The 25511-nt window shown below is 35.3% G+C and carries 22 protein-coding genes and 1 pseudogene; 14 read left to right on the top strand and 9 right to left on the bottom strand.

Features of this window, described 5'->3' with window-relative positions; genetic code table 11:
- The first annotated feature begins 327 nt into the window (after positions 1-327).
- Complete coding sequence (locus I5818_RS25355; RefSeq protein WP_071976323.1) at positions 328-1002, top strand: YdeI/OmpD-associated family protein; 675 nt, start codon at positions 328-330, stop codon at positions 1000-1002.
- Positions 1003-1331: 329 nt separating this feature from the next.
- Here I5818_RS25355 and guaC read toward each other — a convergent pair whose 3' ends face one another.
- On the bottom strand, positions 1332-2315 hold the full coding sequence (guaC, locus tag I5818_RS25350) for a GMP reductase (protein WP_071976324.1): 984 nt from the start codon (positions 2313-2315) through the stop codon (positions 1332-1334).
- A gap of 383 nt (positions 2316-2698) precedes the next feature.
- On the opposite strand from guaC, the gene I5818_RS25345 reads away from it, so the two are divergent.
- The 3 genes from I5818_RS25345 (at position 2699) to I5818_RS25335 (ending at position 4580) form a co-directional block, all read left to right on the top strand.
- Positions 2699-3451, top strand: a complete 753-nt coding sequence (locus I5818_RS25345) for a GTP pyrophosphokinase (RefSeq protein ID WP_071976325.1) — start codon at positions 2699-2701, stop codon at positions 3449-3451.
- Between the two features lie 14 nt (positions 3452-3465).
- Complete coding sequence (locus I5818_RS25340) at positions 3466-4068, top strand: TetR/AcrR family transcriptional regulator (protein ID WP_078111120.1); 603 nt, start codon at positions 3466-3468, stop codon at positions 4066-4068.
- Between the two features lie 155 nt (positions 4069-4223).
- Entirely contained in the window at positions 4224-4580 is a 357-nt protein-coding gene (locus tag I5818_RS25335) for a c-type cytochrome (protein ID WP_058005060.1), read from the top strand.
- A 58-nt stretch (positions 4581-4638) separates the two neighbouring features.
- On the opposite strand, the gene I5818_RS25330 is transcribed toward I5818_RS25335, so the two are convergent.
- Positions 4639-4899: a hypothetical protein gene (locus tag I5818_RS25330; RefSeq protein ID WP_058006120.1), complete on the bottom strand. Its 261-nt coding sequence runs from the start codon at positions 4897-4899 to the stop codon at positions 4639-4641.
- Between the two features lie 178 nt (positions 4900-5077).
- On the opposite strand from I5818_RS25330, the gene tatC reads away from it, so the two are divergent.
- The 4 genes from tatC (at position 5078) to I5818_RS25310 (ending at position 8722) form a co-directional block, all read left to right on the top strand.
- Entirely contained in the window at positions 5078-5821 is a 744-nt protein-coding gene (tatC, locus tag I5818_RS25325) for a twin-arginine translocase subunit TatC (RefSeq protein ID WP_058006121.1), read from the top strand.
- Between the two features lie 34 nt (positions 5822-5855).
- Positions 5856-6053, top strand: a complete 198-nt coding sequence (gene tatA, locus I5818_RS25320) for a twin-arginine translocase TatA/TatE family subunit (RefSeq protein WP_058006122.1) — start codon at positions 5856-5858, stop codon at positions 6051-6053.
- A gap of 157 nt (positions 6054-6210) precedes the next feature.
- A complete protein-coding gene (locus I5818_RS25315) occupies positions 6211-6978 on the top strand; it encodes a gluconate 2-dehydrogenase subunit 3 family protein (RefSeq protein WP_058006123.1) in 768 nt (255 codons plus the stop codon).
- A gap of 28 nt (positions 6979-7006) precedes the next feature.
- Positions 7007-8722 (top strand): GMC family oxidoreductase, encoded by a 1716-nt coding sequence (locus I5818_RS25310; protein WP_058006124.1) that lies wholly within the window; start codon positions 7007-7009, stop codon positions 8720-8722.
- Positions 8723-8993: 271 nt separating this feature from the next.
- Here the strand turns inward: I5818_RS25310 and I5818_RS25305 are convergent.
- Together I5818_RS25305 and I5818_RS25300 are read right to left on the bottom strand one after the other, a co-directional pair.
- Positions 8994-11360 (bottom strand): annotated as a pseudogene (locus I5818_RS25305) (penicillin acylase family protein).
- Between the two features lie 142 nt (positions 11361-11502).
- On the bottom strand, positions 11503-12996 hold the full coding sequence (locus I5818_RS25300) for a peptide MFS transporter (RefSeq protein WP_071976328.1): 1494 nt from the start codon (positions 12994-12996) through the stop codon (positions 11503-11505).
- 240 nt (positions 12997-13236) lie between these two features.
- Here I5818_RS25300 and I5818_RS25295 point away from each other — a divergent pair, with 240 nt between their 5' ends.
- Both I5818_RS25295 and kynU read left to right on the top strand, forming a co-directional pair.
- The gene (locus I5818_RS25295; RefSeq protein WP_390883599.1) at positions 13237-13707 is read left to right on the top strand and encodes a PaaI family thioesterase; all 471 of its coding nucleotides are present in this window, start codon (positions 13237-13239) and stop codon (positions 13705-13707) included.
- A gap of 68 nt (positions 13708-13775) precedes the next feature.
- Positions 13776-15062: a kynureninase gene (gene kynU / locus I5818_RS25290; protein WP_071976330.1), complete on the top strand. Its 1287-nt coding sequence runs from the start codon at positions 13776-13778 to the stop codon at positions 15060-15062.
- Between the two features lie 78 nt (positions 15063-15140).
- Here the strand turns inward: kynU and I5818_RS25285 are convergent, their stop codons facing one another.
- The 5 genes from I5818_RS25285 to I5818_RS25265 all read right to left on the bottom strand — a co-directional run bounded on the left by I5818_RS25285 (position 15141) and on the right by I5818_RS25265 (position 20869).
- Positions 15141-16409: a hypothetical protein gene (locus I5818_RS25285; RefSeq protein ID WP_078109300.1), complete on the bottom strand. Its 1269-nt coding sequence runs from the start codon at positions 16407-16409 to the stop codon at positions 15141-15143.
- A 147-nt stretch (positions 16410-16556) separates the two neighbouring features.
- Positions 16557-16685, bottom strand: a complete 129-nt coding sequence (locus I5818_RS25280; RefSeq protein ID WP_071976332.1) for a DUF4023 family protein — start codon at positions 16683-16685, stop codon at positions 16557-16559.
- Positions 16686-16962: 277 nt separating this feature from the next.
- Entirely contained in the window at positions 16963-18195 is a 1233-nt protein-coding gene (pepT, locus tag I5818_RS25275) for a peptidase T (RefSeq protein WP_071976333.1), read from the bottom strand.
- A 212-nt stretch (positions 18196-18407) separates the two neighbouring features.
- The gene (locus tag I5818_RS25270; RefSeq protein ID WP_071976334.1) at positions 18408-19772 is read right to left on the bottom strand and encodes an MATE family efflux transporter; all 1365 of its coding nucleotides are present in this window, start codon (positions 19770-19772) and stop codon (positions 18408-18410) included.
- Positions 19773-19933: 161 nt separating this feature from the next.
- Positions 19934-20869 (bottom strand): aldo/keto reductase, encoded by a 936-nt coding sequence (locus tag I5818_RS25265; protein WP_071976335.1) that lies wholly within the window; start codon positions 20867-20869, stop codon positions 19934-19936.
- A 264-nt stretch (positions 20870-21133) separates the two neighbouring features.
- Here I5818_RS25265 and I5818_RS25260 point away from each other — a divergent pair, with 264 nt between their 5' ends.
- The 4 genes from I5818_RS25260 (at position 21134) to I5818_RS25245 (ending at position 25502) form a co-directional block, all read left to right on the top strand.
- Entirely contained in the window at positions 21134-21826 is a 693-nt protein-coding gene (locus I5818_RS25260; protein WP_071976336.1) for a response regulator transcription factor, read from the top strand.
- Positions 21804-23714, top strand: a complete 1911-nt coding sequence (locus I5818_RS25255; protein WP_071976337.1) for a sensor histidine kinase — start codon at positions 21804-21806, stop codon at positions 23712-23714. The genes I5818_RS25260 and I5818_RS25255 overlap by 23 nt, the downstream gene beginning before the upstream one ends.
- Before the next feature lie 227 nt (positions 23715-23941).
- The gene (locus I5818_RS25250; RefSeq protein WP_071976338.1) at positions 23942-24511 is read left to right on the top strand and encodes a TetR/AcrR family transcriptional regulator; all 570 of its coding nucleotides are present in this window, start codon (positions 23942-23944) and stop codon (positions 24509-24511) included.
- Positions 24512-24566: 55 nt separating this feature from the next.
- Positions 24567-25502 carry an SDR family NAD(P)-dependent oxidoreductase gene (locus tag I5818_RS25245; RefSeq protein ID WP_078109301.1) on the top strand — a complete coding sequence of 312 codons (936 nt, stop codon included), beginning with the start codon at positions 24567-24569 and terminating at the stop codon, positions 25500-25502.
- Positions 25503-25511 lie beyond the last annotated feature (9 nt).

Genomic DNA, 25511 nt, shown 5'->3' with positions numbered 1-25511 from the left:
ATTTTAAAAAGTTATATTGCTCGATATTTTTGTCCATTTCTAATAGCTAGCCCCCTTTATGTCAACTAACCTAGTGTCGATTTTACCCGTTTGAAACATATGGGTTGTTGGGTTTAACATACAATCTATACATTTCTAGGCTCTAGCTACTTATATACTTAGCGATATATTTGAAACTTTTAATAGATTGAGTAATAGCAGGATCCTTTCTTTGTAATATTCCTACTAGAAAAGTAATACGGTTGTTATCTTGAATATTTTCAAGTATGGTATATAGAAAAAAAGCATAGGAACAACAAAATAATAAAATGAATGGGTGAATCGAAGATGTCTAAAACGATTGTTGAAAAATTAAATTTAACTAAATATGCAAAAGTAGCAGTTTTAAATATGCCTGTAGATAAAGATTATCTATCCGGACTAAAGGGCTACAACACTGAGCTTAACGATAATACTTACGATCTTATTTTTGCTTTTGTATTAGATATGGAATCATTACAAGCGATGGTACACAAAGTAATTGAAGGGAATTATTTGAATGAAAAAGGCTATCTCTTTTTGGCTTATCCAAAAAAGGGGAATAAAGTATACCCAACTTATATCCATCGTGATGAGTTATTGAGTGGATTAGGTGCTGACGATCAGGGCTATATTGGAACAAGCGATATTAAATTTGCACGAATGGTAGGTTTAGATGATGTCTTTACGGTTGTTGGTTTAAAGGAGGCATCTCGAGAGAAAACAAAGCCAAAGACTACAGCGAGCCAGTGTGTAGATGATTATGTTGCAATGATTCCAGAAGTTGAAACAGAATTAAAAGATAATCCGGATTTACTTGCCTTTTATCAATCTCTTACTCCTGGCTATCAAAAGGATTGGGCACGTTATATCTACAGTGCAAAGCAAGAAGCGACTAGGAAAAAACGTCGTGAGGAGATGAAGCAGATACTTAGAGAGGGGTATAAAAGTAGGGATCTCTATCGTAGGGATAGAATGGAGTGATTTTTCCCCTGTTTAAATGAATATATGACATGTGTACTGTATTGGAGCATGTGTTTATTTTACGCGGGTAAGAAGCTATCTGACCAAGAAGGGCAATGAAAATAATTCTTTCTGGATGGGGCTCATACATAACAATGGAGCCCTCTTTTTTTTGAACCATCAGTCTAATTTCATCCCGGTTAAAATGGAGGTTAATGTCATTCATTCTCTCCTGTTCATTTGAAATATCCTATTGTCATATATATTTCAAAAGGGAGAACAAATAAATATCACAAAAAAATTTAGAATAGCTTAGAAAAGGGACACAAGAGCTGTGTCCCTTCTACTAGTTAATATACTTTATCTCCATTGAAAATCGAATTCTTAACGACTACATAATCTACATTTCGAATAGCATCTAGTTTATTTCCTCCGGCATACGAAATAGAGGATTGCAGGTCTTGTTCCATTTCTATTAATGTATCGATTAAAGATCCTTTGTGTTCCACAAGCATTTTTTTGCCTTCTACATTTTTTCTCTCACCCTTTTGGAACTCTGATGCTGAACCAAAATATTCTTTATAAAGTTTCCCATCTTTGTTAATAGTTTCTCCAGGTGATTCTTCATGACCGGCAAACAATGACCCAATCATGACCATTGAGGCACCAAAACGTATTGATTTGGCGATATCGCCATGTGTACGAATTCCTCCATCAGCAATAATTGGTTTGCTGGCAGCTTTTGCACACCATCTTAGTGCAGCTAATTGCCAGCCGCCAGTTCCAAATCCAGTTTTTATTTTTGTAATACAAACTTTCCCAGGACCAATTCCAACCTTTGTTGCATCTGCTCCTGCATTTTCTAGTTCTCTCACTGCTTCAGGGGTCCCTACATTTCCAGCAATAACAAAGCTTTGAGGTAAATGCTTTTTAATATGTTGAATCATAGCGATTACAGCATTGGAATGTCCGTGTGCAATATCAATCGTAATATAATCAGGTATAAGATTAGCATCAGCTAATTGTTGTATGAAAAGATATTCCTCTTCCTTTACTCCTACACTTATGGAGGTAATTAATCCACGTGATTTCATGTCTTTAATAAAATCAATTCTTTTCTCGGGCTGAAAGCGGTGCATGATATAAAAATAACCGTTTTCTGCTAAATAAATTGCGATGTTCTCATCTATAATGGTTTGCATATTTGCAGGCACCACAGGGAGTTTAAAGGTATGTTCACCTAATTTAATTGTTGTATCACATTCAGATCGACTATTTACAATACATTTTGCGGGTATTAATTGAATATCTTCGTAATCAAATACATTTTCCATCGTTAACACTCCTATAGACGAATATTATATATATCATTCATTAAAATCGTTCGTATATTATGTAATTTACCTTAAAATTGTCTTTCTGTCAAAGTATTTACTAATTTTATACGAGTAATCCTTAAAAAAGGATATGAAAATGTGAGGGATTGACAAATGACACCGTGTCATTTATTCTGATATTAGATTGAAGTGACAATGTGTCATATTGAGGTGGGAAGATGAAAAACGAGAATAAATATTTAAAGAAACTAATGAAGCTAATAGAAGATTTGAAATTACAGGGGATCAATGTCTCCTTGTGTAAAAGACCCAGTATAAAAAGTGAATAGAGCGGGAAGATTAAAAAAGTTAATAATTTATTAACTATTAAGGAGAAATATATGGAAGTAAAAGAAATCATCGATTTGCCAAAAATGAAATCTTTAAAGCAAGATCTAATTCGCTTTATGATGTCTTATAAATTTGCATTAAGTGAAGTAAATACAAAAATAGATATTTTAAAGCAGGAATTTCAATATATTCATGATTACAATCCTATTGAACATGTGTCATCACGTATCAAGTCCCCTGAAAGTATATTAAAAAAGGTTTATAAGAAAGGCTGTCCTCTCTCGTTATCTAGTATAAGGGAAAATATTAGGGATATTGCTGGAATTCGTATCACCTGCTCGTTTATATCTGACATTTATGAAATAAGCAGCATGCTCCAGAAACAAAAGGATATAACAGTTATTGAATGTAAGGATTATATTAAACATCCTAAACCAAATGGATATCGTAGTTTACATTTAATTATCCAGATTCCTATCTTTATGTCAGACAGAGAGGATCATATTTTTGTAGAAATCCAAATCCGCACGATTGCAATGGATTTCTGGGCAAGCTTAGAACATAAAATATACTATAAGTGTAATAAAGAGGTACCACAAAAAATGAAAGACGAGCTTAAACAGGCGGCTGATTCATCTGCCTTACTAGATAAAAAGATGGAAAAAATCCATAATGATATGAACAAATTAAAGGAAAGCATTGAGATTGAGGAGAATATGCAGGAGCTTCAAATCAACGATGACAAGTTCCATCTTCCATCTGCTTTTTTAACGAACGATATACATGAGGAAAATGATAAGTAATAGGAGAGTTAAAATTGCCGAAACTAACTTTTTTTAATTTACCAGAGATTAAGAAACAAACATTAATTAATGCTGCTAAACAGGAGTTTTCAAGAGTGCCATTGTTTGATGCTTCCATTGCTAATATTGTAAAGGCCGCAGGAATTCCTCGTGGTAGTTTTTATCAGTATTTCGAAGACAAAGAGGATGCCTTTTTTTATTTATTAAATGAACATTCAAAAAGTAAGAAGCAACAATTTATTTTTTTCTTAAATAAATATGATGGCGATATTTTTAATACAATGGCTGAATTTTATCAATTGATGATTAAAGATGAGGAGGATCTCAATTTTTTAAAGAATGCATTTTTAAATATGACGCACAAAATAGAACGTTCTTTTGAGAAGATGGTTAGTGATAATGAAAGCAGTGGGAATTTTAAAGAAATTAGTTCGATTATAGATAAAGAACAATTGAATATTACGAATGACGGGGAGCTAGTCCATGTTCTGCAAATTATTATGGCAGTTACATTACGAAATATTGTAGATAATTTTGCAAAAGACCTACCCTATGAGGTGGCGGTAAAAAACTATATGATTGAAATAAATTTATTAAAAAAAGGTTTATCGAAATAATTTTAAAGAAGAAACTATAGATTTCCACTACTTCCTATTAATTATTTTAGTATAACGAATTTTTTGATAAATTATTTTTTCTTTAGCACCAATTATTGTTGGGTTATAATAGGAAAGTTCGTAATACTAAATATTTTAATTAAGGAGGTTTTAACATGAAAAAGACATGGGTTTCTTCGGTAATCAATCTTGTTCTTTTAGTATGTTTGGTATTTGTACTGTTTATATACAAGGGACCACAACCTTCACAAACAGCAGCAAATGCTAGTGCGCATGGAACAACTGCTTCAGCTGGTGATCCGGAAGGGATTGTTAAGAAAAATTGTATCACTTGTCATGGAGATAACTTACAAGGTGGAGCTGGACCGGAGCTGGCTAAAATCGGATCTAAGTATGACCAAGGTGAGATCGAGAACATTATTAATAATGGAAAGAATGGAAGAATGCCTGCTGGTCTTATTTCTAAGGATGATGCGAAGAGTGTTGCTGAGTGGTTATCACAAAAGAAATAAGTGCTACATATTAGAAGAACCTGACCCCAAAGGGGATCAGGTTCTTTTTTTGTCGTTTCTAGAAAAAAGATGTCCAATTAAATACAACTGACCATACTAGGGTATTTAATACTAGACCCGTGATTAAAAGAGCCCAACTATTTTTCTTCTGCTCCCAACATGCAACGATAACTGCTAAACCAATTGGGACCCCTATAAACGCTAACCATGGGAATGTGTCATTGGCTTTGAAAAGATAAATTGCTAGGCTAGCTGTTAATAATATTGATAATAGAATTTCACTGAAGAGAGAAAGTTCAGCTTTATTGTGAGTAGACATTGTATTTCTCCTTGCAAAGAATTTTTTGTTAATTGTTAATTATCTTTAAAAAACTTTTTTTCTTGATTTAGTGATTTTTCGATTCAATCGGCGTATAATGTTTTTTGTTATTTCGTTTTCCTAAATATAAGTATACTATTTTTTTATCCGTTTAAAAAGGAGTGAGCTCTAATTTAATATGGAACAGGCAAATCATCAAAATGATCAGGAACATGTACTTGTTTCGCATCTGACTGAATTAAGAAAACGGATGATCATCGTTATTGTTTTTTTTATACTTTCTTTAATATTAGGATTTTTCGTATCTTCTACCATTTTAAACTTTATAAAAGACCAACCATCTGCGGTGGATATAGAGTGGAATGTATTTGGATTTGGAGACGGAATTACCATCTATTTAAAATGTGCACTTATTGTTTCAGTATTAATCACTTTACCTGTTGCCTTATATCAAACGTGGAAATTTGTGAAACCAGGATTAACTGAACAGGAGAAAAAAGGTACATTTATTTTTATTCCGATTTCATTTTTCTTATTTATTCTAGGCGTAGTTTTTAGTTATTTTGTCTTGTTCCCGATGATGCTTCAATTTTTAACTAAAATCAATCAGACAATCGGAGCAACAGAAACATATGGAATTAATCAGTATTTTAAGCTGATGTTTGGAATTATATTTCCAATCAGTATTATGTTTGAGTTGCCTGTCATCGTCATATTCCTTACGAAGGTTGGTATTGTAAATCCGAAGTTTTTACGGAAAATCAGAAAAGTGGCGTATATGGTGTTAGTTGTTATAGCTGCAGCCATAACTCCACCTGACTTTGTATCGGAAATATTAGTAAGCATTCCTTTACTTCTTTTATTTGAGATTAGCATTATTTGCTCAAGCTCAATTTATAAGAAAAAAGTAAGAGATTCATAGTTTTATAAATATTAATTTTAGGAGTGAATATTTCATGTTTAGTTCAATTGGAATTCCAGGACTTATTATTATTTTAGTTCTTGCATTAATTTTATTCGGACCTGCTAAATTACCACAACTAGGAAAAGCGGTGGGGGATACCCTTAGAGAATTTAAAAAATCAACAAAAGAGGTTGTTGATGAAGTAACAGAGCCTTTTGAATCAGAAGAAAAAAAGGAAACTAAAAATTAATTGCTATTCAGGTATTTAGTATTTCATTTTTACACAATGATGAAATTCTAACTCCATAGTCCCAACAAACAGTAGCTTTAACTCAATATTGTAACGGGTTAAGATTATTCTTTTGTTAAATCAGATTATTTAGTAATGATAATTGGGGGTTTTTTGTGTGTCAGATAAAAAAAATCAAAATGGTGTACAAGATAGTTCAAGACGTGTTTTCTTGAAAAATTCCGGATTGACCGTCGGTGGAATCATTGTCGGTGGTGCATTAGGTTCTCTGATTGGGAAAAAACCTAGTTCAAAACCAGCATCAACAATGAGCGGTGGCCATGAAATGTCTGGTTCATCTAATCCGTCAAGAGCATTGATGTATTTTACAAAACAAGAGGATTTTACGACAATTGAAGCTGCAGCAGAACAGATTTTCCCAAAAACGGATGTTGGTCCGGGAGCAAAAGATCTAGATGTAGCTTATTATATTGACCATCAATTAGCAGGGAACTGGGGATTAAACACAAAAGAATATATGTCTGGTCCTTTTTCTCCAGCTGATTCTGTTCCTGAGCTAGGATATCAAACACATCTAAAACGACATGAAATATTTGATCTTGGAATTCAAGCTTTAAATGATACTGCACAGAAGAAACATAAGAAGAAGTTTCATGAGCTTGAAGACGATCAACAGATTGCTATTTTAAAAGATTTTGAAGCAGATAAAGTAAAACTTAATGGAGCAACTACCGCGAGTAACTTTTTTGCTTTATTAAGAAAGGCAACCATTGAGGGAGTTTATGCTGATCCAATGTACGGTGGAAATAAGGATATGGCTGGTTGGAAAATGAAAAAATTCCCAGGACATCAAATGTCTTATAAGGATATTATCCAAAAAGATTCATTGGTGAAGATGGATCCTAAAAGCTTAAGCTCTATGTGATAAATTTTCTAATAGAAGGTGACTAGTGATGGCAAAGAAATTACCAAAAACGGATGTAGTAACGGTTGGTGTAGGCTGGGTTGGTGGTATTATCGCTGCTGAGCTTACAAAAAAGGGATATAAGGTAGTAGGTCTAGAACGCGGAAAAGGTCGTTCTACGGAAGATTATTTAAAAGTACATGATGAATTACGTTATGCTCAACGTTATGAACTAATGCAGGATTTATCTAGAGAAACGATAACTATTCGTCATGATCTGAAGAAAAAGGCATTACCATATCGCGAATGGGGTGCATTCCTGTTTGGTGATGGATTAGGTGGTTCTGGTGTTCACTGGAACGGACAAACGTATTTATTTTTACCATATGATTTTGAAATTTATTCTAAAACCGTTGAACGTTACGGCAAGAATAAAATTCCTAAAGGTATGACAATTCAAGATTGGGGAATAACTCATGATGAATTATTGCCTTACTATAATACATTCTTGAAAATGTCAGGTATTTCTGGAGAGCCAAACCCATTAAAGGGTTCACCACAATACAAATATCCGACAAAGCCAATGCTTGATAGCCCTGAAATGAAATTATTTAAAGAGGCAGCGAATAAACTTGGATATCATCCATATAGTATGCCATCAGCCAATCTTTCAGAAAACTACACAAATCCAGACAATATTAGTCGTGGTGCATGTCAATATTGCGGTTTCTGTGAAAGATTTGGTTGTGAGTATGGAGCCAAAGCAGATCCTGTCGTAACGGTTCTCCCAGTTGCTGAGAAGACTGGTAATTATGAACTACGTACACATTCTGTTGTTCGTAAAGTCTTACATAGTGGTGGGAAAGCTACAGGTGTGCTATATGTTGATACTCGTACGGGTGAGGAATATATTCAAGAGGCAGAAGTAGTTCTACTATCTGCTTATCAAATGAATAATGTCAAGATCATGTTAAATTCAAATTTAGGTAAGGCTTATGATCCAAAAACAGGACGAGGTGTAATTGGTAAAAACTATGCATATCAAGTAAACTTTGGTGCTTCTACTGGATTCTTTGATAATGAATACAATGCATTTGCTGGGGCAGGAGCATTGGGCGCTAATCTTGATGATTTTAACGGAGATTTCTTTGATCACTCTGATTTAGACTTTATTCACGGGGCTAATATTAGATATGGCCAATCTGGAAATCGTCCAATTCAAAATAATGCTACACCTGCAGGTACACCTACATGGGGTAAAGAATTTAAAGATGCATCTGTTAAATATGCGAATCGTACCATTTCAATCGGTGCGCAAGGTGCTTCTATGCCGTGGCAAGACAATTATTTGGATTTAGATCCAACATATAAAGATGCCTTTGGTGACCCACTTATTCGTATGACATTTAACTGGAAAGATCAAGATAGGCAATTAAGTAAATTTCTTGGTGAGAAGACTGCAGGAATGTTAAAAGAAATGGGAGCAACAAAAGTTAATCAAGGTGGCCAAAAAGTTGGCAACTTCGATGTTCGAAACTATCAATCTACTCATAATACTGGTGGTTCAATTATGGGAGCAGATCCTGAAACAAGTGCTCTTAATAATTACTTACAAATGTGGGATTGTGAAAATGTATTCTCAGCAGGTGCGAATGCTTTTGGACATAATTCCGGCTATAATCCAACAGGAACAGTCGGTGCATTAGCATACCGTGCTGCAGAAGGTATTGAGAAGTATCTTAAAAAAGGCGGTTCACTAGTTTAATTTTTAATTGATGAAGGCAAACTGTATATTTATCCAAGGGTCTGTGCTCACATGTGGGGCCAGACCCTTTTAGTTTCTATAGTCTTTTTTATCAAAAGCTGTATTTTGTATCGTTTGTTGCTTTTAAAAGCCCTGCTGCCGACTTTTACCCTTCGATACAAGGTTCAGCTGTTTTAAGGAAGATTTGCAGCTCTTTTCTCAGTAATGAAGAGACCTGTTTTTATTCGTCCATACACTAATAACAGCAATGTTTGAGAAAAGTGCCTTTATATTATGGATTTAAAATAAGTGTATGACCTTTCTTCGTATTTAAAGAAGTTTGATGATAGGTACCATTTGCCCAAGCATTTAATTGATTGTGGTACCACTTGCTTTTTAAATGCCCGGATTGTCCTGGACCGACCAAATGATATGCTGAATCCATGTTTGCAGTATCAATGACAAATCTCCAGGATCCCCCGTGGTTAACCGTTCCATCATTTTTATTGGCTGCAGCCTGTACAGTCACACTAGAACCGCCTACTGGAATACGGCCGTCACTATTAAATAAGTAATTTAACGGTTTTACACTTGAAAGTGGGTGTGGGAAATAGAGTTGGTGGTATTCACCCCATGACCATTTACTAACAGAATTACCTTGTTCATCTTTTATTTCATTAATGGCAAGCTCAAAAGATTTTTTGAGTACGGCTTGTAATCCACCATTCTCCTTTATCCAGGGACCAGGATTCCCTTCTGCAGCATGCCTTAAAAGCTCATCGACTGCCTGTTTTCTTCCCCCAAACTTTTCGAGCATCTCGACTGAAATTTCCTTATTAAATAGAACATCAGAGATTTTTGTCATCCATCGATTAAAAATAAGAGGAGCAGCTAACTCTTCATTATCAACAAAGTTCCATTCTTTTAATTGTTGAATCGCTTCTTTTTCCGTTTTATCTTTTATTCCTTTTATTTCATTAAGAAAAATTGGAACAAACTCTTTAGCCTGTAGATTCATCTTATCCATCTGTAGATCGCGCATATCCTTTGCTGTAATTTGATCATTCGCTTTTAGAACTTCTTGGATACGCATTTGGCGATAAGGTTGTGCCCAATTATGACTAATATGATACGGATAATCATCTGAAATCACCTTGTTATTTGCGGTCGAGATGAATCCCTCCTTAGGGTTAACTGTTTTAGGAAGTTCATTGAACGGAATATAGCCTGTCCATTCATATTCATCTGTCCATCCTGGAACAGGAAGCAAGCCATCTCCTTTTTTTCGAATCGGAATTTTACCATTGGCTTTATATGCAATCGTCCCATCGTTAGAAGCGAAGACAAAGTTTTGGGCAGGTGTTTGGAAATTTTCAAGAGCCGTTTCGAACTCATCCCGATTCTTTGCTCTATTCATTTTTAGTATAGCTTCTAATTCATTAGAAGGCTGTAAGGCCGTCCATTGTAATGATAGGACTGTATCTTTGCCACTATCTGCTGCAAATTCAGAGATGATTGGACCATGTCTCGTAACTATTACATTATAATCTATAGTTTTTTGATCTTTGACTTTTATTGGTTCCTTGATTACCTCTGCATCTTCCCATTTTTCGTTATAAAGGAATTGATTCTTGTTCGTTGGATTTCTTTTTTCAATATATAAATCCTGTACATCAGGACCAGTATTAGTAACTCCTCAGGCGATTTCCTCGTTATGACCTAAAATAATACCCGGAATTCCGGCAAATATGACACCGCTTACATTTGTGTCAGGACCTTTTAAGTGCATTTGATACCAGATTGAAGGTGTACTAAGTGATAAATGAGGATCATCTGCTAAAATGGGCTTTCCTGATTTAGTTTTTTCACCACTTACTACCCAGTTATTGCTTCCATTAAATTCGTGAGGAATGACAGCAGAAGCGAAGCTTTTTTCAAGGTTTAATGTGTCTTTGCTTATAATATATGGTGCATCCTTTGGATAGGAGGGAAATAAATCGTATGCTTTTTCTTCTGAGAAGTTTTGCAATAAATAATAGCGAAATGCCTGATCCTCCCAATGTCCACCAAGATCAAATGCCATATATTTCCCTATTGTTAAGGAGTCAGTAGGTGTCCATTCTTTAGGTTTATAGCCAAGTAATTTAAATTCAATGGGCCATTTTCCGTTTTCGTCTAGTTCTTTAATAAATGCATTCACTCCTTCTGCGAACCAGTTAAGTGTATCCTTTGCTTGATTCGAGTATTGATCATAAGAAGCTACCGCTGCTCTTCTTAAACCCAGAGCTCGAAAGTATTTATCTTTATCTATCGCTGCACTACCGACGACTTCGCTTAATTCACCGGATGCTTGACGGCGGCTAAGATCCATTTGAAATAAACGATCTTGAGCTTGAACATACCCCTGTGCCATGTATAAGTCATGATCGTTTTTTGCACGGATATGAGGAACTCCATCCTTATCTCTTATAATTTCAACTTTTTCTTTTAATCCAGATAGTTGTATTTCCCCCTCTGTTTTTGGTAATGACCGTGCGATATAAGCATTTGCCCCGAAATAGATCACTGCAATTAGAACGATGGTGATGGCCACAATCCATGCTGTAATCTTTGTCCATTTTCTCTTTCTTTTTGTATTCGTTTGTATAATGACTTCCAATGCTTCTCCCCCCTTAGGGGTAATAATTCGGTTTTTTCTTCAAGAACCCTGCTTACATTTGAACATTTCCACCCTATATATAAAAAAACTGACTTATAGGGGGTATCCCTTGTAAGTCAGCCTGTGAATTCTATTTAGCAATTTAGTGAACACCCTTCATAAAGCTTTGAATCTTTGGTGAGAGAATAAATAGAATAATACTAAGAACAATTGATGCTCCTCCAATGATTCCAAAGTATACCATTTCGGTTGCAGGTGTATAGAATTTTACAATTTGTGCGTTAATAGCTTGTGCAGCTGCATTAGATAAGAACCAAAGACTCATCGTTTGTGCAGAGAATGCAGCTGGTGCTAGTTTTGTAGTTGCTGAAAGTCCAACTGGTGATAAACATAATTCTCCGATGACAACGATAAAATAACTAAGAACAAGCCATAATGGGTTGACTAATGATTCCGAACCACCAAAGTAAGCAGGTAAAAGAATAACCAAGAATGAAATTCCTGCAAATAGTAATCCAAATGAAAACTTCTTAGGAATAGATGGCTGGCGTTTTCCTAACTTCATCCAAAGCCATGCAAAGACCGGTGCAAACACAATAATAAATAATGGGTTTAGTGACTGGAACCAAGCAGGTGAGATATGAATTCCTGCAAAATCTAATTGTGTGCGCTTGTCGGCGTAAGTTGCTAGTATAGTTGAACCTTGTTCCTGTATTGCCCAGAACATAACGGAAGCAATAAATAATGGAATATAGGCAATAATGCGTGAGCGTTCTACCTTTGTTGTTTTAGGACTACGATACATAACAATAAAGTACATTGTAGGGATCAAAATTCCTAAAATACCAATTAAACCAATAAAGGTCTCAAAATTAAGAATGCCTGTTGGAATAGCAATTGCACATAAGATTGCGATAATTATAATCGCTAATCCGATGATGCTGAATACTTTTTTCTTTTCAGTTGGGGAAAGAGGATTCGCAACAAATGTCCCCGCTAGGCCAAGGTTTTTCTTCTTTGTAACAAGAAAAACAACTAATCCGATAAACATACCTACTGCCGCACAGGCAAAGCCTAGGTGGAAACCATAGTTAGATTGAACGGCTCCAACAACTAATGGAGAAACAAATCCCCCAAGATTGATTCCCATATAAAAGATACTAAAACCGGAATCACGACGGCTGTCCTCTTCACTATAAATTTCACCGACTACACTAGAAACATTCGGCTTTAATAATCCTGTACCTAGAACAATTAATACCATTGAAATAAAGAAAAAGGTAATGTTGCCTGGGATGGCTAAAGCGATGTGACCGAGCATGATGAGTATTCCACCAATAAATACCGCCCTGGATGTACCAAAAATACGGTCAGCTAACCATCCACCGATAATTCCAGACATATATACTAATGATCCATAAATAGAGACAATAGCTAGAGCAGTTGATTGATCAAGCCCTAAACCGCCTTTTGAAACTTCATAATACATATAATAAACTAGGATTGCTTTCATTCCATAGTAGGAGAAACGTTCCCAAAATTCTGTAAAAAATAATGTAAATAGTCCTTTAGGATGCCCGAAAAATCCTTTTTGGGGAACCGTAGACAAAATTTTCTGTCTATTTGATTCTAACATAAGAAAACCTCCTTTATTATTATAATATAATACTTTAAATTTAAAATATTGTCAAAAAGGTTCTTTTTTCTACAATTTTATTTCGGGTTTTTAGCGAAACAGATTTTTCAGAATAATAGTTAAAGTAAAGGGACTTACTTACTAGGGAAAATTTATGCATACTTCAATTATTTGTAAATTAAATATTTTTTGTGCAATATGTTATACTATTCTGAAAAGGGAGGGGTAATTTTGGAGAATATGATATTAAAAGCAATACAAGATGAATATCCAGATGATTTTTCCTGGTGTTATGGCTGTGGTCGACTGAATGAGAAGGGACATCATTTCCGTACAGGCTGGGATGGGGAACAGACACTAACAATTTACTCCCCTAAGCAAGAGCATATGGCACTTCCAGGCTTTGTATATGGAGGACTTATTGCATCATTCATTGATTGTCATGGTACAGGATCTGCTTCGTTAGCCTTGCATCGGAAAAATGGACATGAACCGGGGGATGGAGTTGAACCTCCTAGATTTGTAACCGCCTCTTTAAAGGTAGATTTTATTAAACCAACTCCGCAAGATACTCCTTTAAAGGCGATTGGTACCATTCATGAAATTCATCCGAAAAAGTGGAAGGTTGAAACAGAAGTATTTGCTAATGATATACTCTGTGCACGTGGTGAGGTTATTGCTGTAGTCATGCCTAGTACTTTTGTAAAATAAGAAGTAGTTTTTCTAGAGCAGCGATTATAAGTAGGTAGGAATCACCACTTTCAGGAGGGGAACAGCTTATGGAAAATTATGTTTTTAATGCTTCCGAAGAATATGCACTAAAATTAGATAAAAATGATTGTCTAGCTTCATTTCGAAATGAATTTTATGTAATGGACGGAAAAATTTATTTAGATGGGAACTCCCTCGGACTCCTGTCAAAACGCTCAGAGACATCATTGCTAACATTACTAGATTCATGGAAACAGTTTGGTATAGACGGATGGATGGAAGGGGAGAATGCTTGGTTTGATTTATCTGAGAGATTGGGAGGACGTCTTGCTTCATTGATTGGAGCTTTACCTGTTGAGGTAATAGTAAGCGGTTCCACAACATCGAATCTCCATCAAATGATTGCTACCTTTTATCAGCCTCAAGGGGAAAAGGTAAAAATTCTAGCAGATGAACTCAATTTTCCCTCTGACATTTATGCAATTCAAAGTGAACTGAAATTAAAAGGCTTTGATCCACATACACACTTGGTTCAGGTATCGAGCCGTGATGGACGTATAATTGAAGAGGACGATATCATCCGCGCGATGACAGATGACATTGCCTTAATTGTGCTACCTAGTGTCCTTTATCGAAGTGGCCAAATATTAAATATGAAAAGATTAACAGAAGAGGCACACCAGAGAGGGATCATTATTGGCTTTGACCTTTGTCACTCCATTGGGGCAATTCCCCATGAATTGAGTGATTGGGGCGTTGACTTTGCTGTGTGGTGCAATTATAAATATTTGAACAGTGGTCCAGGAAGTGTCGGTGGTTTATACGTTCACAAAAAGCATTTTGGGCAAGTTCCAGGACTTGCAGGCTGGTTTAGTTCTAGAAAAGACAAACAATTTGATATGGAGCATGTATTGACCCCTGCAAGTCATGCAGGAGCTTATCAAATGGGAACCCCCCATATTTTAAGTATGGCACCATTAATCGGCTCACTAGAAATTTTTGAAGAAGCTGGATTAAAGAATATCAGGAATAAATCATTACTGATGACACGGTATATGATGGATCTCATAAAATATGAGCTTCGTGAGATGGGATTTTCGCTTGGTAATCCTATAGAGGATTCAAGGCGTGGCGGTCATGTCTTTCTAGAGCACCAAGAAGCAGCACGTATTTGTAAAGCACTAAAGGTCAATGGAGTAATTCCAGATTTTCGTGCACCTAATGGCATCCGTCTTGCCCCCGTTGCTCTTTATAATACATTTAAAGAAGTGTGGGAAACGGTTCAGATTTTGAAACGAATAATGACGGATGAGGAATATAAACAATTTGAAAATAAACGCGAAGTAGTAGCGTAACCATGTAAGAAAGTGGATTGTTTATTGTTAAAAGGGACAGAGTCAATAAACAATCCACTTTTTTCCTCATTAGGATTTTTATTTTAATTTGTTTAGCTCAACTATCTCACCGTGGACAGCATTGACCCCGTACTGACTATCTAATTTCCCACATAATATATATTCTTTTCGTTCGGCATTATAAACATAGACTGGGGTTAGCTCAATATATGGCCTTATATATTGAAATGCCTCATCTTTCATTACTTTAATGATGCCAGATTTGGGATAGGATCGAAACATCTCTATTAAAAAGTCATTATCCATATAATTGATCACTTCATAAGACTTCCGATTAATGAACAAAAGAAGTTTCCGTTGAAAAACAAGATTGTCCTGTTCAGATTGTTTAAGAGTTGCGTGAATATATCCATTATCACGATGGAGTGTTTTTAGTACCCACAACCCTGATTGGTTCGGATAAACTTGTCGTAAAAAATTAGTAACCGCTATCTTACAATATTCTTGCTCTTCACTAGTAATAGGAAATGCATCAGGACTAGGCAAATTCGAAAGGGCTTGCTCAAGAGTAAGATCTTCTATTAAATTCATTTTTTCTCTATTAAATAGTTGATCAATTGATTCTTGCCATTCTATGATCTCATTAATCGTTATTGTATCTCGTTCAGCTAAAGGATATTCAATAGTGACAGATTGGTCATTTGCGATATACAGTTCCTCTATTGCAAAAACAGGGACCAATTCTTTAGTTTCATCGGAAGGAAAATGGATGAGCTTAAGCTGTTCCTGTGCAATTTGTTCAATATCTTCAAGAATAAGAGAATAGTCTCCCTCTATTACACTATTTTTTGATGGATAGTTTCCAATGACAGAATAAAAGACAAGCTTCCCATCGGAGTTAATTTTTACTTCAATAGATCCCCCAGGAGAAAGTGGAATTCCTTTAATGCATGTTTGAAAGGTAAACTCACCTTTGTCCTCCCTATGTAGTCTAAAATGTTCTTGATAAACTAAACCAGTTTCTTGTTCAATCCAATGTATAATATCCTTCTTATCTTGACTACTAAATGATATTCCATCTTTTACATAGGTAATCCCACCTACGAAAATCGCGCTTTGAACTTTTAGTGTATGCATATTTAATTCTATAGATGCAGTACCATCTGGATTTAGACCATCTTCCTCACGATCCATAATATGAGAGGGGAACCACTCCATGCAAAGCGTATAGATGGTTTCACTATTGGTATTTATTTTTCGATAAATTTTATAATCGTGTATTTGGTAGTTTACTAAACCAAATTTATTTTTAGTCCATTCAAGGTAATCACTTATTGTATTAGCCATATTAGCACCTCCTATCAAAATTGTAACATAAAGTGGTGCATATTCCTTATTTTGTATATTTTATAAAGCAATAAGGTTGCCTGAAGGACAACCCATGCTTTATGGAAATTATAAAAAGAAACCATTTGAATTCATTTTAAATTGTAACTACTTATTTGTACTATGTTGCTTGTTAGGTAATTTGAAGCTTGAGCTTTCGCTTCCTTTTTTTCGATTTTTGTCTGCCTTTTTTTGATTCTCATGTAGTTTCTCAACATATTCATGTGTATTTTCCATGTCGTAACCTCCTATACTAAATAACTTCATTGTTACTATAACCATTCGGAGCGAATGAATACTGCAAAATTTACCGTGAGTATGGTAAGGAATTATTTCTTTGATTGCTCAGAATATCATCTCAACTTTTTAAACTGCTTCCCCTCGTTAGGGTTGTGTCTAGCTTTTCATATGGATAAGAGTTTAAAAAGTTTTAGGTGTTTTTCTCATGTTTACATTTCCGTTCTCAGGAACTAAAAAAGGTGTCAGACTATGCCTGACACCTGATGTTTTTGTTTTATGCCTTTTCTTCAAAAAGTTTTGTTATACCGATGATTACCTGTGTTGCTTTCTCCATATTATCTACTGAAATATATTCATATTTCCCATGGAAGTTTTCTCCACCTGTAAAAATATTTGGTGTTGGTAATCCCATAAAAGAAAGCTGAGAACCATCAGTACCACCACGGATTGGTTGTATAATCGGTTCGATGTTTAAGTCTTTCATTGCCTCATAGGCAATATCTACAATATGTTTTACTGGTTCAATTTTATCCTTCATATTGTAATATTGATCACTTATTTCCAATATGATGCTGTTCTCTCCATATTTTTGTTTGAGTTCATTAACAATCTTTTCAAGATTTGCCTTTTTGGCTTCAAATTTTTCCTTATCATGATCTCGGATGATATAGTTCATTTTGGTCTGTTCAACATCACCGTTCATTGATAACAAATGATAGAAGCCTTCATAACCTTCAGTATATTCTGGGGCTTCCTCTGCAGGCAGCTTATTTTGAAGCTCCATTCCAATTTTAATGGAGTTGATCATTTTTCCCTTTGCTGATCCAGGATGAATATTGCTACCTTTAATGGTAATTTTCGCACCTGCAGCGTTGAAGCTTTCATATTCTAATTCCCCAAGCCGGCCGCCATCAACTGTGTAAGCATATTGTGCTTGAAAAGCTTCTACATCAAATTTATGTGGTCCTCTACCAATCTCCTCGTCTGGAGTAAAGGCAACTCTCACTTTACCATGCTTGATTTCTGGATGCTGGATTAAATAGGCCATTGCAGTCATGATTTCAGCAATTCCCGCTTTATTGTCAGCACCTAGAAGTGTGGTTCCATCTGTTGTAATTAATGTATGCCCCTTATAATTTTCAAGATTAGGGAATTCTTTTGGGGACAAAGTAATATGTAGGGAATCATTTAAAAGTATGTCTCCACCATCATAATTTTCAACTAGTTGTGGATTTACATTTTTGCCGGTAAAATCAGTCGCTGTATCAACATGTGCTAAAAATCCAATAGTTGGTACATGCTTATCGGTATTAGAAGGGAGAGAGGCCATTAAATATCCATTCTCATCCAATGTAACATCTTCCATACCTATAGATTTAAGCTCTTCTTCAAGCTTATGAAGTAGATCCCATTGTCCAGGTGTAGAAGGACATGTCTCGCTATCTTCATTAGATTGGGTATCGATTTTTACGTAAGATGTAAATCTTTCAATGATTTCATTTTTCATTTTACATTCATCTCCCTGTTAGCAATCTATTCTTATCTTATCATGAACTAAAGTTCAATACATATGACAAGATTAGTGGAAATGATTAACCGTGTTAAGTTCATTCAAAAAAGTTATTTAGTAATTAAGCGGGATTGATGGTCTTCAATTTATATTTATTCGTTAAATAGTAAAGAAAAAAAGGAGCAAATTCCCACTCCTTTTTTTACTTTTTATGACGTTTTCAATGCTTTCATTTTAATCTTTGCCACCTTGCGTTCCCATGGTTTTGATAACCAGCGTCTAAAAGCAAAGCAACCCCTAAACCATTCATCTGCACCTTGTGCAATCCAAATTCCTAAAAGACCTAGACCCAAATGGACGCCAAGTACATAGCTTAAAACGACTGCAATGCCCCACATAGAGATCATTCCAATGATAACAGGAAAGCGTACATCCCCTGCAGACTTCAAGGAGCTCATCAACACAATATTCATCGCCCTACCAGGTTCAGTTATAACAATAGCCCATAACACAGGAAGCCCGATAGCAATAATTTTGGGATCATCAGTAAAAATACTTAATATAGGCGACCCGATCAAAGCAAGAATTAATGAGGCGATAAATGAAGCGATCATTGCGATTTTCAATGTACGAACCCCACGGCGTAATGCACGTTCATATTGCTTTCCACCTATATATCGTGCAACGAGAAGTTGTGTACCTTGTGCGATTGCTAATGTAAATAAGTAACAGATCATTGATAGATTCAGTAAATAAATGCGAGAAGCCAGTGCAGATGTTCCAATCGTAACAACAAACCCTGTAATGACGAGTTGAGAAAGTTGATAGGAAAGGTTTTCACCAGCTGAAGGGATGCCGATTGATAAGAGACTTTTAACATCCTCCTTCTTAGCCTTAAATAAATCACTAAATGTTAATCTAAGTGACAGTCGTTTATATACAAAGTAAATGAGTGCAAGAACAGCGAAGCTACGCGCCACAACGATAGCCCAAGAAACACCGACTACACCCGTAATCGGAAGACCTAGAATACCAGTTGTTGCAAGAATGTTTCCACCAATACTAATTAAATCCATGATCACCGTTACGACCATGGATTCCTTCGTAAAGCCATGGCTACGCAAAACGGCACTTAATGCTAAGGATAAGGATTCAAGGAAAAGGGAGGCACCGCAAATACGAACAAAGATTAGCCCATAGTCAAATACTTTTCCTTCAATATCAAATAAGCGCAACAAATGTTCACCAAAGAAAAAAACGATCAATGCGATGATCATTCCGAACCAAAAATTCAGTCCAAAAACGGACCTAGATAGCTGTCTGGCCTTTTTAAAGTTTTCTGCACCTAGGCTTTGACTAATTAAGACAGTGGCACCGATAGAAGTAACTGTAAATACTAAAATAAAAATATTTAACAGTTGATTTGCAACACCTACTCCTGAGGCAGCGTCATCTGAATAATGACTAAGCATAAGTGTGGCCATAATTCCCATTCCCATATGGAGGGTTAGCTCGATGAGGAGCGGCCAGGTAATACTGAAAAGTGTTTGTTCTTGAAGTTTATTTGTACTCAATGAAGTTCTCCTTCTTTTTTACAAAATGATATATAAAATCCATTTTAACTCTATAGGTATATTAGTAAAATAGGAAAACATGATATTCGTAAAAAATATTCTTCTTTTTAGAAGAAATATAAAAAAGGACGAGCATCTACTATGCTTGCCCTTTAAAATGATTAAGCTTGAAAAATATCATCGATTTGCTTTATTTCTTCTGGAGTTAAATGGACAGCTAAGGTAGCCAGATTTCTCTTTACTTGTTCGGGCTGTTTTGCTCCAGGGATTAGTGCATCAATTGAATCACGTGTTAAGTACCAAGCAAGTACGACATGAGCAACTTCCGCTTCTTTCTTTAAAGCGATTTCACGAACAAGCTCTACTTTTTCTAAGTTCTGAATAAATGCATCACCTTGGAATAATGGATTTTTAGAACGTCCATCTTTAAACGTTGTTTCCTTTGTATATTTTCCACCTAATAGCCCAGCTGCAAGTGGGAAATAAGGAACAAATGAAATATTCTTCTCTTTCGTATACGGTAATAGCTCTTTTTCCGCCTCACGTTTAAATAGGTTATATTCTGATTGCAGTACATCTACATATCCATCTTTATTGGCTTCCTTTAATTGCTCGATTGAAAAGTTAGAAACGCCAATTGCTCGAATTTTCCCTTGATCCTTTAGTTCCTTTAAAGCGCCAACCGCCTCATCTTTAGGGGTTTTATCATCAGGAAAGTGAATATAGTATAGATCAATATAATCAGTCTTTAATCGTCTAAGGCTTTTTTCAACTTCATTTTTTAAAAAAGCGGGAGAATTATCAAATATTATCTTTCCGTCTACTAACTTATGTGCCCCTTTAGTAGCAATGATGATTTCTTTACGATTTCCTGTTTCTTCTAAAACCTCGCCGATTAATTCTTCAGAACGTTCTGGTCCGTAAATATAGGCTGTGTCTAAGAAATTGATTCCATTAGAAATAGCAGCTCTTACCACATCTTTACCCGTTTCCTCGATTAAATTGGGGTAAATATTATGTCCTCCTACAGCATTTGTACCAAGACCAATTGGATTAACATATAAATCTGTTTTACCTAAACGAACTTGTTTGATCATATACTCATCTCCTTCGTTTATTTAGACATATCATAGCAAAAAATCAGCATTAGATGGAAATGATTGGTTTGGAAGATTAGATTAGAGTGTGAAAATTTACTACCTTTTCTATTAGGGAAAGTTAATATAGTAATAGATATAAATTATTCCATCGTTTCCATAACCATGGAATCTTAAGAAATTCTTCATTTTTTAATTAGCTGATTGTTAAGAATTGGGTTTTATACTATAGATAACACGAATAAATAGGTGGGGGAGTAGCTGGTGGATACATATCGTGTATTAGTTGTTGATGATGAAATAGAAATTCGTGATGTAATTGAAATTTATTTAAAAAACGAAGGGATTACTGTGATCAAAGCGAAGGATGGGTTGGAGGCAATTGAAAAGTTAAATGAGTACGATATTCATTTAATTTTACTAGATGTCATGATGCCTAGAATGGATGGTATAGCAGCGACATTTAAAATTCGTGAGAAAAAGGACATTCCCATTATTATATTAAGTGCTAAAAGTGAAGATACCGATAAAATATTAGGATTGCAAATTGGAGCAGATGATTATATCACCAAACCATTCAATCCTTTAGAGTTAATTGCTAGGGTGAAATCACAGCTACGAAGGTATGTAAAGTTCGGTTCTTATGAGGGAGCTAGGAAAGTAATTGAATTAGACGGACTAACTCTAGATCCAGTTGCAAAGGAAGTGACTGTCGATGGAGAATTAGTGAAGTTCACACCTATTGAATATCGAATTGTTGAATTATTAATGAAGAATGCAGGTCGAGTTTTTTCTATATCTGAAATTTATGAGCGGGTTTGGAAGGAGCCTGGGTTTAATGCGGAAAATACAGTAGCTGTTCATATCCGTAAAATTCGAGAAAAAATTGAAATTGATCCTAAGAATCCAAGATACATAAAGGTGGTGTGGGGGATTGGCTACAAAATGGAAAGGTAGAACCTTTGGCTTTATTATTGCTTTGCTTTTGTTTACTTTCGGATTGACAAGCATTGGATTATTACTGGACCGTGGGCATGAATATCTTTTTAAAACCTATTTTGATACAGATCAATTTGCGGCTGAAATGGAGTCCTTCATTCATGAATTGGGAAAATATGAGATCTATCATGGTGAAGACGTTGAAGATGATTGGATTAAGGAAAAGGAATTATCAGAACTGTATGATTTAAAGAAGGTATTTAAGTTCTATCTAAGGGATATAAATACAAATGAGGTTTACACTAATTTATATTCTAGCAATGAAAGCTTTATTGATTCCGAATTTACAAAGCCTGATATGAAGCATATTCAAGAGTACTCCCGTTTGGATGGAACAGAGCTAGTGGTGAATAACTTCCAAAATGAGATAGATGGAGATCCTAAATTATTAGAAGGTAGGATTGGTGTACTTGTTTCCGCGCCAGAGGATATTTCTGTCATTGCCAACTATCAACAATACCCGCAACAACAAATGGCCTTTTATTACTATATAATGGGTGGAATGGTCACATTATTTTTTGGGCTCTTACTAATGAAAAAATTAAGTCCATATCCTTCCCTTACAAGGCTTCAAAGATATTATCAAAAAGTACCGATTGATATTGGTTTGTTTATATTAATATTCCTGACTATGTATGAAAGTGTAATTATTGGAATCATAAGTAGACTTTATTTGAGCGAGGGATTTCCGATAGACTCCTATTTATTCAATTTTATTATAGCTGTAATCCTTACTTTTCTTGTACTTATACAGATGGCATTCATGTATCGCAGAATAATGGATGTAGAAAATTTAAAAGTAGATATGAAAAAAAGTATACTTTTTCGACTATACTTCGCTTTAAAGGAAGCTTTCTTACTTAGAAGTATAGGTACCCAGGTGCTTATTCTTTTCGCCGCTCTTTTTTCATTTATACCTATATCAGCTATTGCGGGGATCGAGCCAGAATTAGTCATTATTTACTTACTTCTAACAATATTGATATTTATCATTGTGATTAAACAGGCAGGATCTTTTAATCGCATTCTTAAATATACTTCGGAATTAGCAAAGGGGAATCTTGAACCAGATCTCGCCATTGGCGGAAAATCATCCATAGCAAAGCTGGCGGAAAATATTAATCATTTAAAGCATGGGGTTAAAACCTCAAAGAAGGAACAAGCTAAGAGTGAGCGACTAAAGACAGAGCTTATAACGAATGTAAGTCATGACTTACGAACTCCCTTAACATCTATTATTACCTATACGGAACTATTAAAGTCAAAGGAATTAGGGGAGGAAGAAAGAGAAGCTTATATAGGGATAATTGACCGTAAATCTAAGAGGTTAAAAGTTTTAATTGATGATTTATTTGAAGCTTCGAAAATAGCCAGTGGCAATATAGAGCTTGTCAAGAAGCAAGTTGATATGGTGCAATTACTAGAGCAGGCACTTGGTGAGTATGACGAGCAAATGAATCAATCAAGTTTGCAATTTCGAATTTCTACACCGAAGGAACCGGTATATGCTCATGTAGATGGACAAAAAATTTGGCGCGTGTTCGATAATTTAATTGGAAATATACTGAAATATGCCTTAGAAAATACAAGAGTATATATATCAATTGAATCGACTAATGAACATGTGATGATCATTTTTAAGAATGTATCAAAATATGAGTTAGGAAAACATACAGATGAATTATTCGAACGATTTAAACGTGGAGATCAATCTCGACATACAGAAGGTTCTGGATTAGGTCTTGCCATTTCTAAATCCATCGTTGATCTACATGAAGGAAGCATGGATATTGGGGTAGATGGAGATTTATTTAAAGTGATTATTGAGCTAAAACGTCTATTTTAGTTAATAGACGTTTTTTATTAAGATTGTTTTCGTAGAGTTTCGTGCTTGTGTAAAAGCCTTACCGCAGCCTATTTCACGTCCTGGTAATTCTTATGAAGATTATAACTCTTTTTACTCAGTGAAATGAAGGGGGAGCAACGGTCTTCAACCTATATTAAAAAAACAATTGACAATTGATGCCATTTTACATAATATTTAATTGAACAGTGGTTAATAAGGAGGAAATCATGTCACCAAGAAAATCTGTCCAGCATGAACTTTCGCGGGAAATGATTATGAATGCAGCAAGAGAGTTATTCATAACGAAAGGTTATCAACATGTTTCTATGAGGCAAGTGGCCAAAGAATTAGGGTATAGCCATGGAGCGATTTATTATCATTTTAAAAATAAAGCAGAGCTGTTTTATGCGTTAGTAGAAGAGCACTTTCATATGTTAGATCAAGTACTTGATCGTATCTTGGAGGAGGAGCTTGATACATTAGAAAAATTAAAAAAGGTGATGCTAGGCTTTATCGAATTTGGTTTGACCTATCAAAGTCACTATGAAATCATGTTTTTAATTAAAGAAGAGGAAGTCATTAACTATATTAATCAGGGGCCAAATAAAAGCTATGAGAAATTTGCTCAAACAGTTTATATGTTATGTGGGCGTCAAACAACTATCCAAGAAATTTGGAGCATCTTTCTATCTCTTCATGGGTTTGTTACACATTATCTTCGGCATGTCACTAGTTTTGAAGATGTGAGGGAATTAGCTCATTTACATGTTAATTTCTTGTTAAAAGCAATGCTATAATTTTTTTTTAATCATATTTGAACAGTGGTCAAATAAGTGATGGGAGGAATTTTTTATGAAAAAGGCTTTGGTATTAGGGGCATCAGGCGGTATGGGGTATTCAATAGTTAACGAATTAATTAGTAGGGGAGTACATGTTGTAGCCTTTGCTCGTACAAGAAGCAAGTTAGAAAAACTATTTCAAAATCAGCAAGGAATCACAATTTTTACAGGTGATATTTTTAATTTAGATGATTTGTTAAGAGCAGCTACTGATGTAGATGTCATTTTTCAAGCAGCAAATATTCCATATCCAGAATGGGAAGAAAGGCTTGCTACGTTTATTCAACAAGTTATCAACGTTTCGGAGACGAGGGGAATTAAGCTAGCGGTGGTTGATAATATTTATGCATATGGGAGAAGCAATGGCGAGAAAGTTCATGAGAATGCACATAAAAACCCACATACTAAAAAGGGTAGGATCCGTCTGAATGTGGAGAACATGATAAAGGAATCCGATGCTCAGGCATTTATTGCCCATTTTCCAGATTTTTATGGCCCGAATGCAGAAAATACTCTTCTCCACGTAACTCTGGAGAAGGTTGTAGCTAATCTATCATCGATGTTTGTAGGAGATCAGCGGATTGCAAGAGAATTTATTTATACACCAGACGGAGCGAAAGCCATCGTGGAGCTTGCTTTCCGTGAAGATGCCTATGGGGAGAGCTGGAATATTCCAGGACATAGTGTGATTACTGGGAGAGAGATTATGGAAACTCTGCGCGAATTGACCAGCTATGATAAACGTGTATTAACAGTCACAAAGTCAATGATACGTGTGCTCGGGCTATTTAATCCAATGATGCGTGAAGTGGTAGAAATGTATTATTTAAATCAGGAACCAGTTGTATTAAATGGAGAAAAATATGAAAATAAAATTGGGCCTGTTCCACGAACTTCTTATAGGGGTGGATTAAGGCAAACCATTGAATATATGAAAAATCAGCAATAAAAATGGCTT

Source organism: Heyndrickxia oleronia (assembly GCF_017809215.1).
GTDB lineage: Bacteria > Bacillota > Bacilli > Bacillales > Bacillaceae_C > Heyndrickxia > Heyndrickxia oleronia.
Note: the sequence above shows the minus strand (reverse complement) of the source record. Positions and strands in the feature narration are given on the sequence as shown.

Coding starts and splice junctions, on each gene's coding strand:
- I5818_RS25300 (WP_071976328.1), bottom strand. CDS start 12,996: ATGTTAGAATCAAATAGACAGAAAATTTTGTCTACGGTTCCCCAAAAA.
- I5818_RS25355 (WP_071976323.1), top strand. CDS start 328: ATGTCTAAAACGATTGTTGAAAAATTAAATTTAACTAAATATGCAAAA.
- pepT (WP_071976333.1), bottom strand. CDS start 18,195: ATGAAAAATGAAATCATTGAAAGATTTACATCTTACGTAAAAATCGAT.
- tatC (WP_058006121.1), top strand. CDS start 5,078: ATGGAACAGGCAAATCATCAAAATGATCAGGAACATGTACTTGTTTCG.
- I5818_RS25335 (WP_058005060.1), top strand. CDS start 4,224: ATGAAAAAGACATGGGTTTCTTCGGTAATCAATCTTGTTCTTTTAGTA.
- I5818_RS25330 (WP_058006120.1), bottom strand. CDS start 4,899: ATGTCTACTCACAATAAAGCTGAACTTTCTCTCTTCAGTGAAATTCTA.
- I5818_RS25250 (WP_071976338.1), top strand. CDS start 23,942: ATGTCACCAAGAAAATCTGTCCAGCATGAACTTTCGCGGGAAATGATT.
- I5818_RS25245 (WP_078109301.1), top strand. CDS start 24,567: ATGAAAAAGGCTTTGGTATTAGGGGCATCAGGCGGTATGGGGTATTCA.
- I5818_RS25345 (WP_071976325.1), top strand. CDS start 2,699: ATGGAAGTAAAAGAAATCATCGATTTGCCAAAAATGAAATCTTTAAAG.
- tatA (WP_058006122.1), top strand. CDS start 5,856: ATGTTTAGTTCAATTGGAATTCCAGGACTTATTATTATTTTAGTTCTT.
- kynU (WP_071976330.1), top strand. CDS start 13,776: ATGGAAAATTATGTTTTTAATGCTTCCGAAGAATATGCACTAAAATTA.
- guaC (WP_071976324.1), bottom strand. CDS start 2,315: ATGGAAAATGTATTTGATTACGAAGATATTCAATTAATACCCGCAAAA.
- I5818_RS25295 (WP_390883599.1), top strand. CDS start 13,237: ATGATATTAAAAGCAATACAAGATGAATATCCAGATGATTTTTCCTGG.
- I5818_RS25310 (WP_058006124.1), top strand. CDS start 7,007: ATGGCAAAGAAATTACCAAAAACGGATGTAGTAACGGTTGGTGTAGGC.
- I5818_RS25280 (WP_071976332.1), bottom strand. CDS start 16,685: ATGGAAAATACACATGAATATGTTGAGAAACTACATGAGAATCAAAAA.
- I5818_RS25265 (WP_071976335.1), bottom strand. CDS start 20,869: ATGATCAAACAAGTTCGTTTAGGTAAAACAGATTTATATGTTAATCCA.
- I5818_RS25285 (WP_078109300.1), bottom strand. CDS start 16,409: ATGGCTAATACAATAAGTGATTACCTTGAATGGACTAAAAATAAATTT.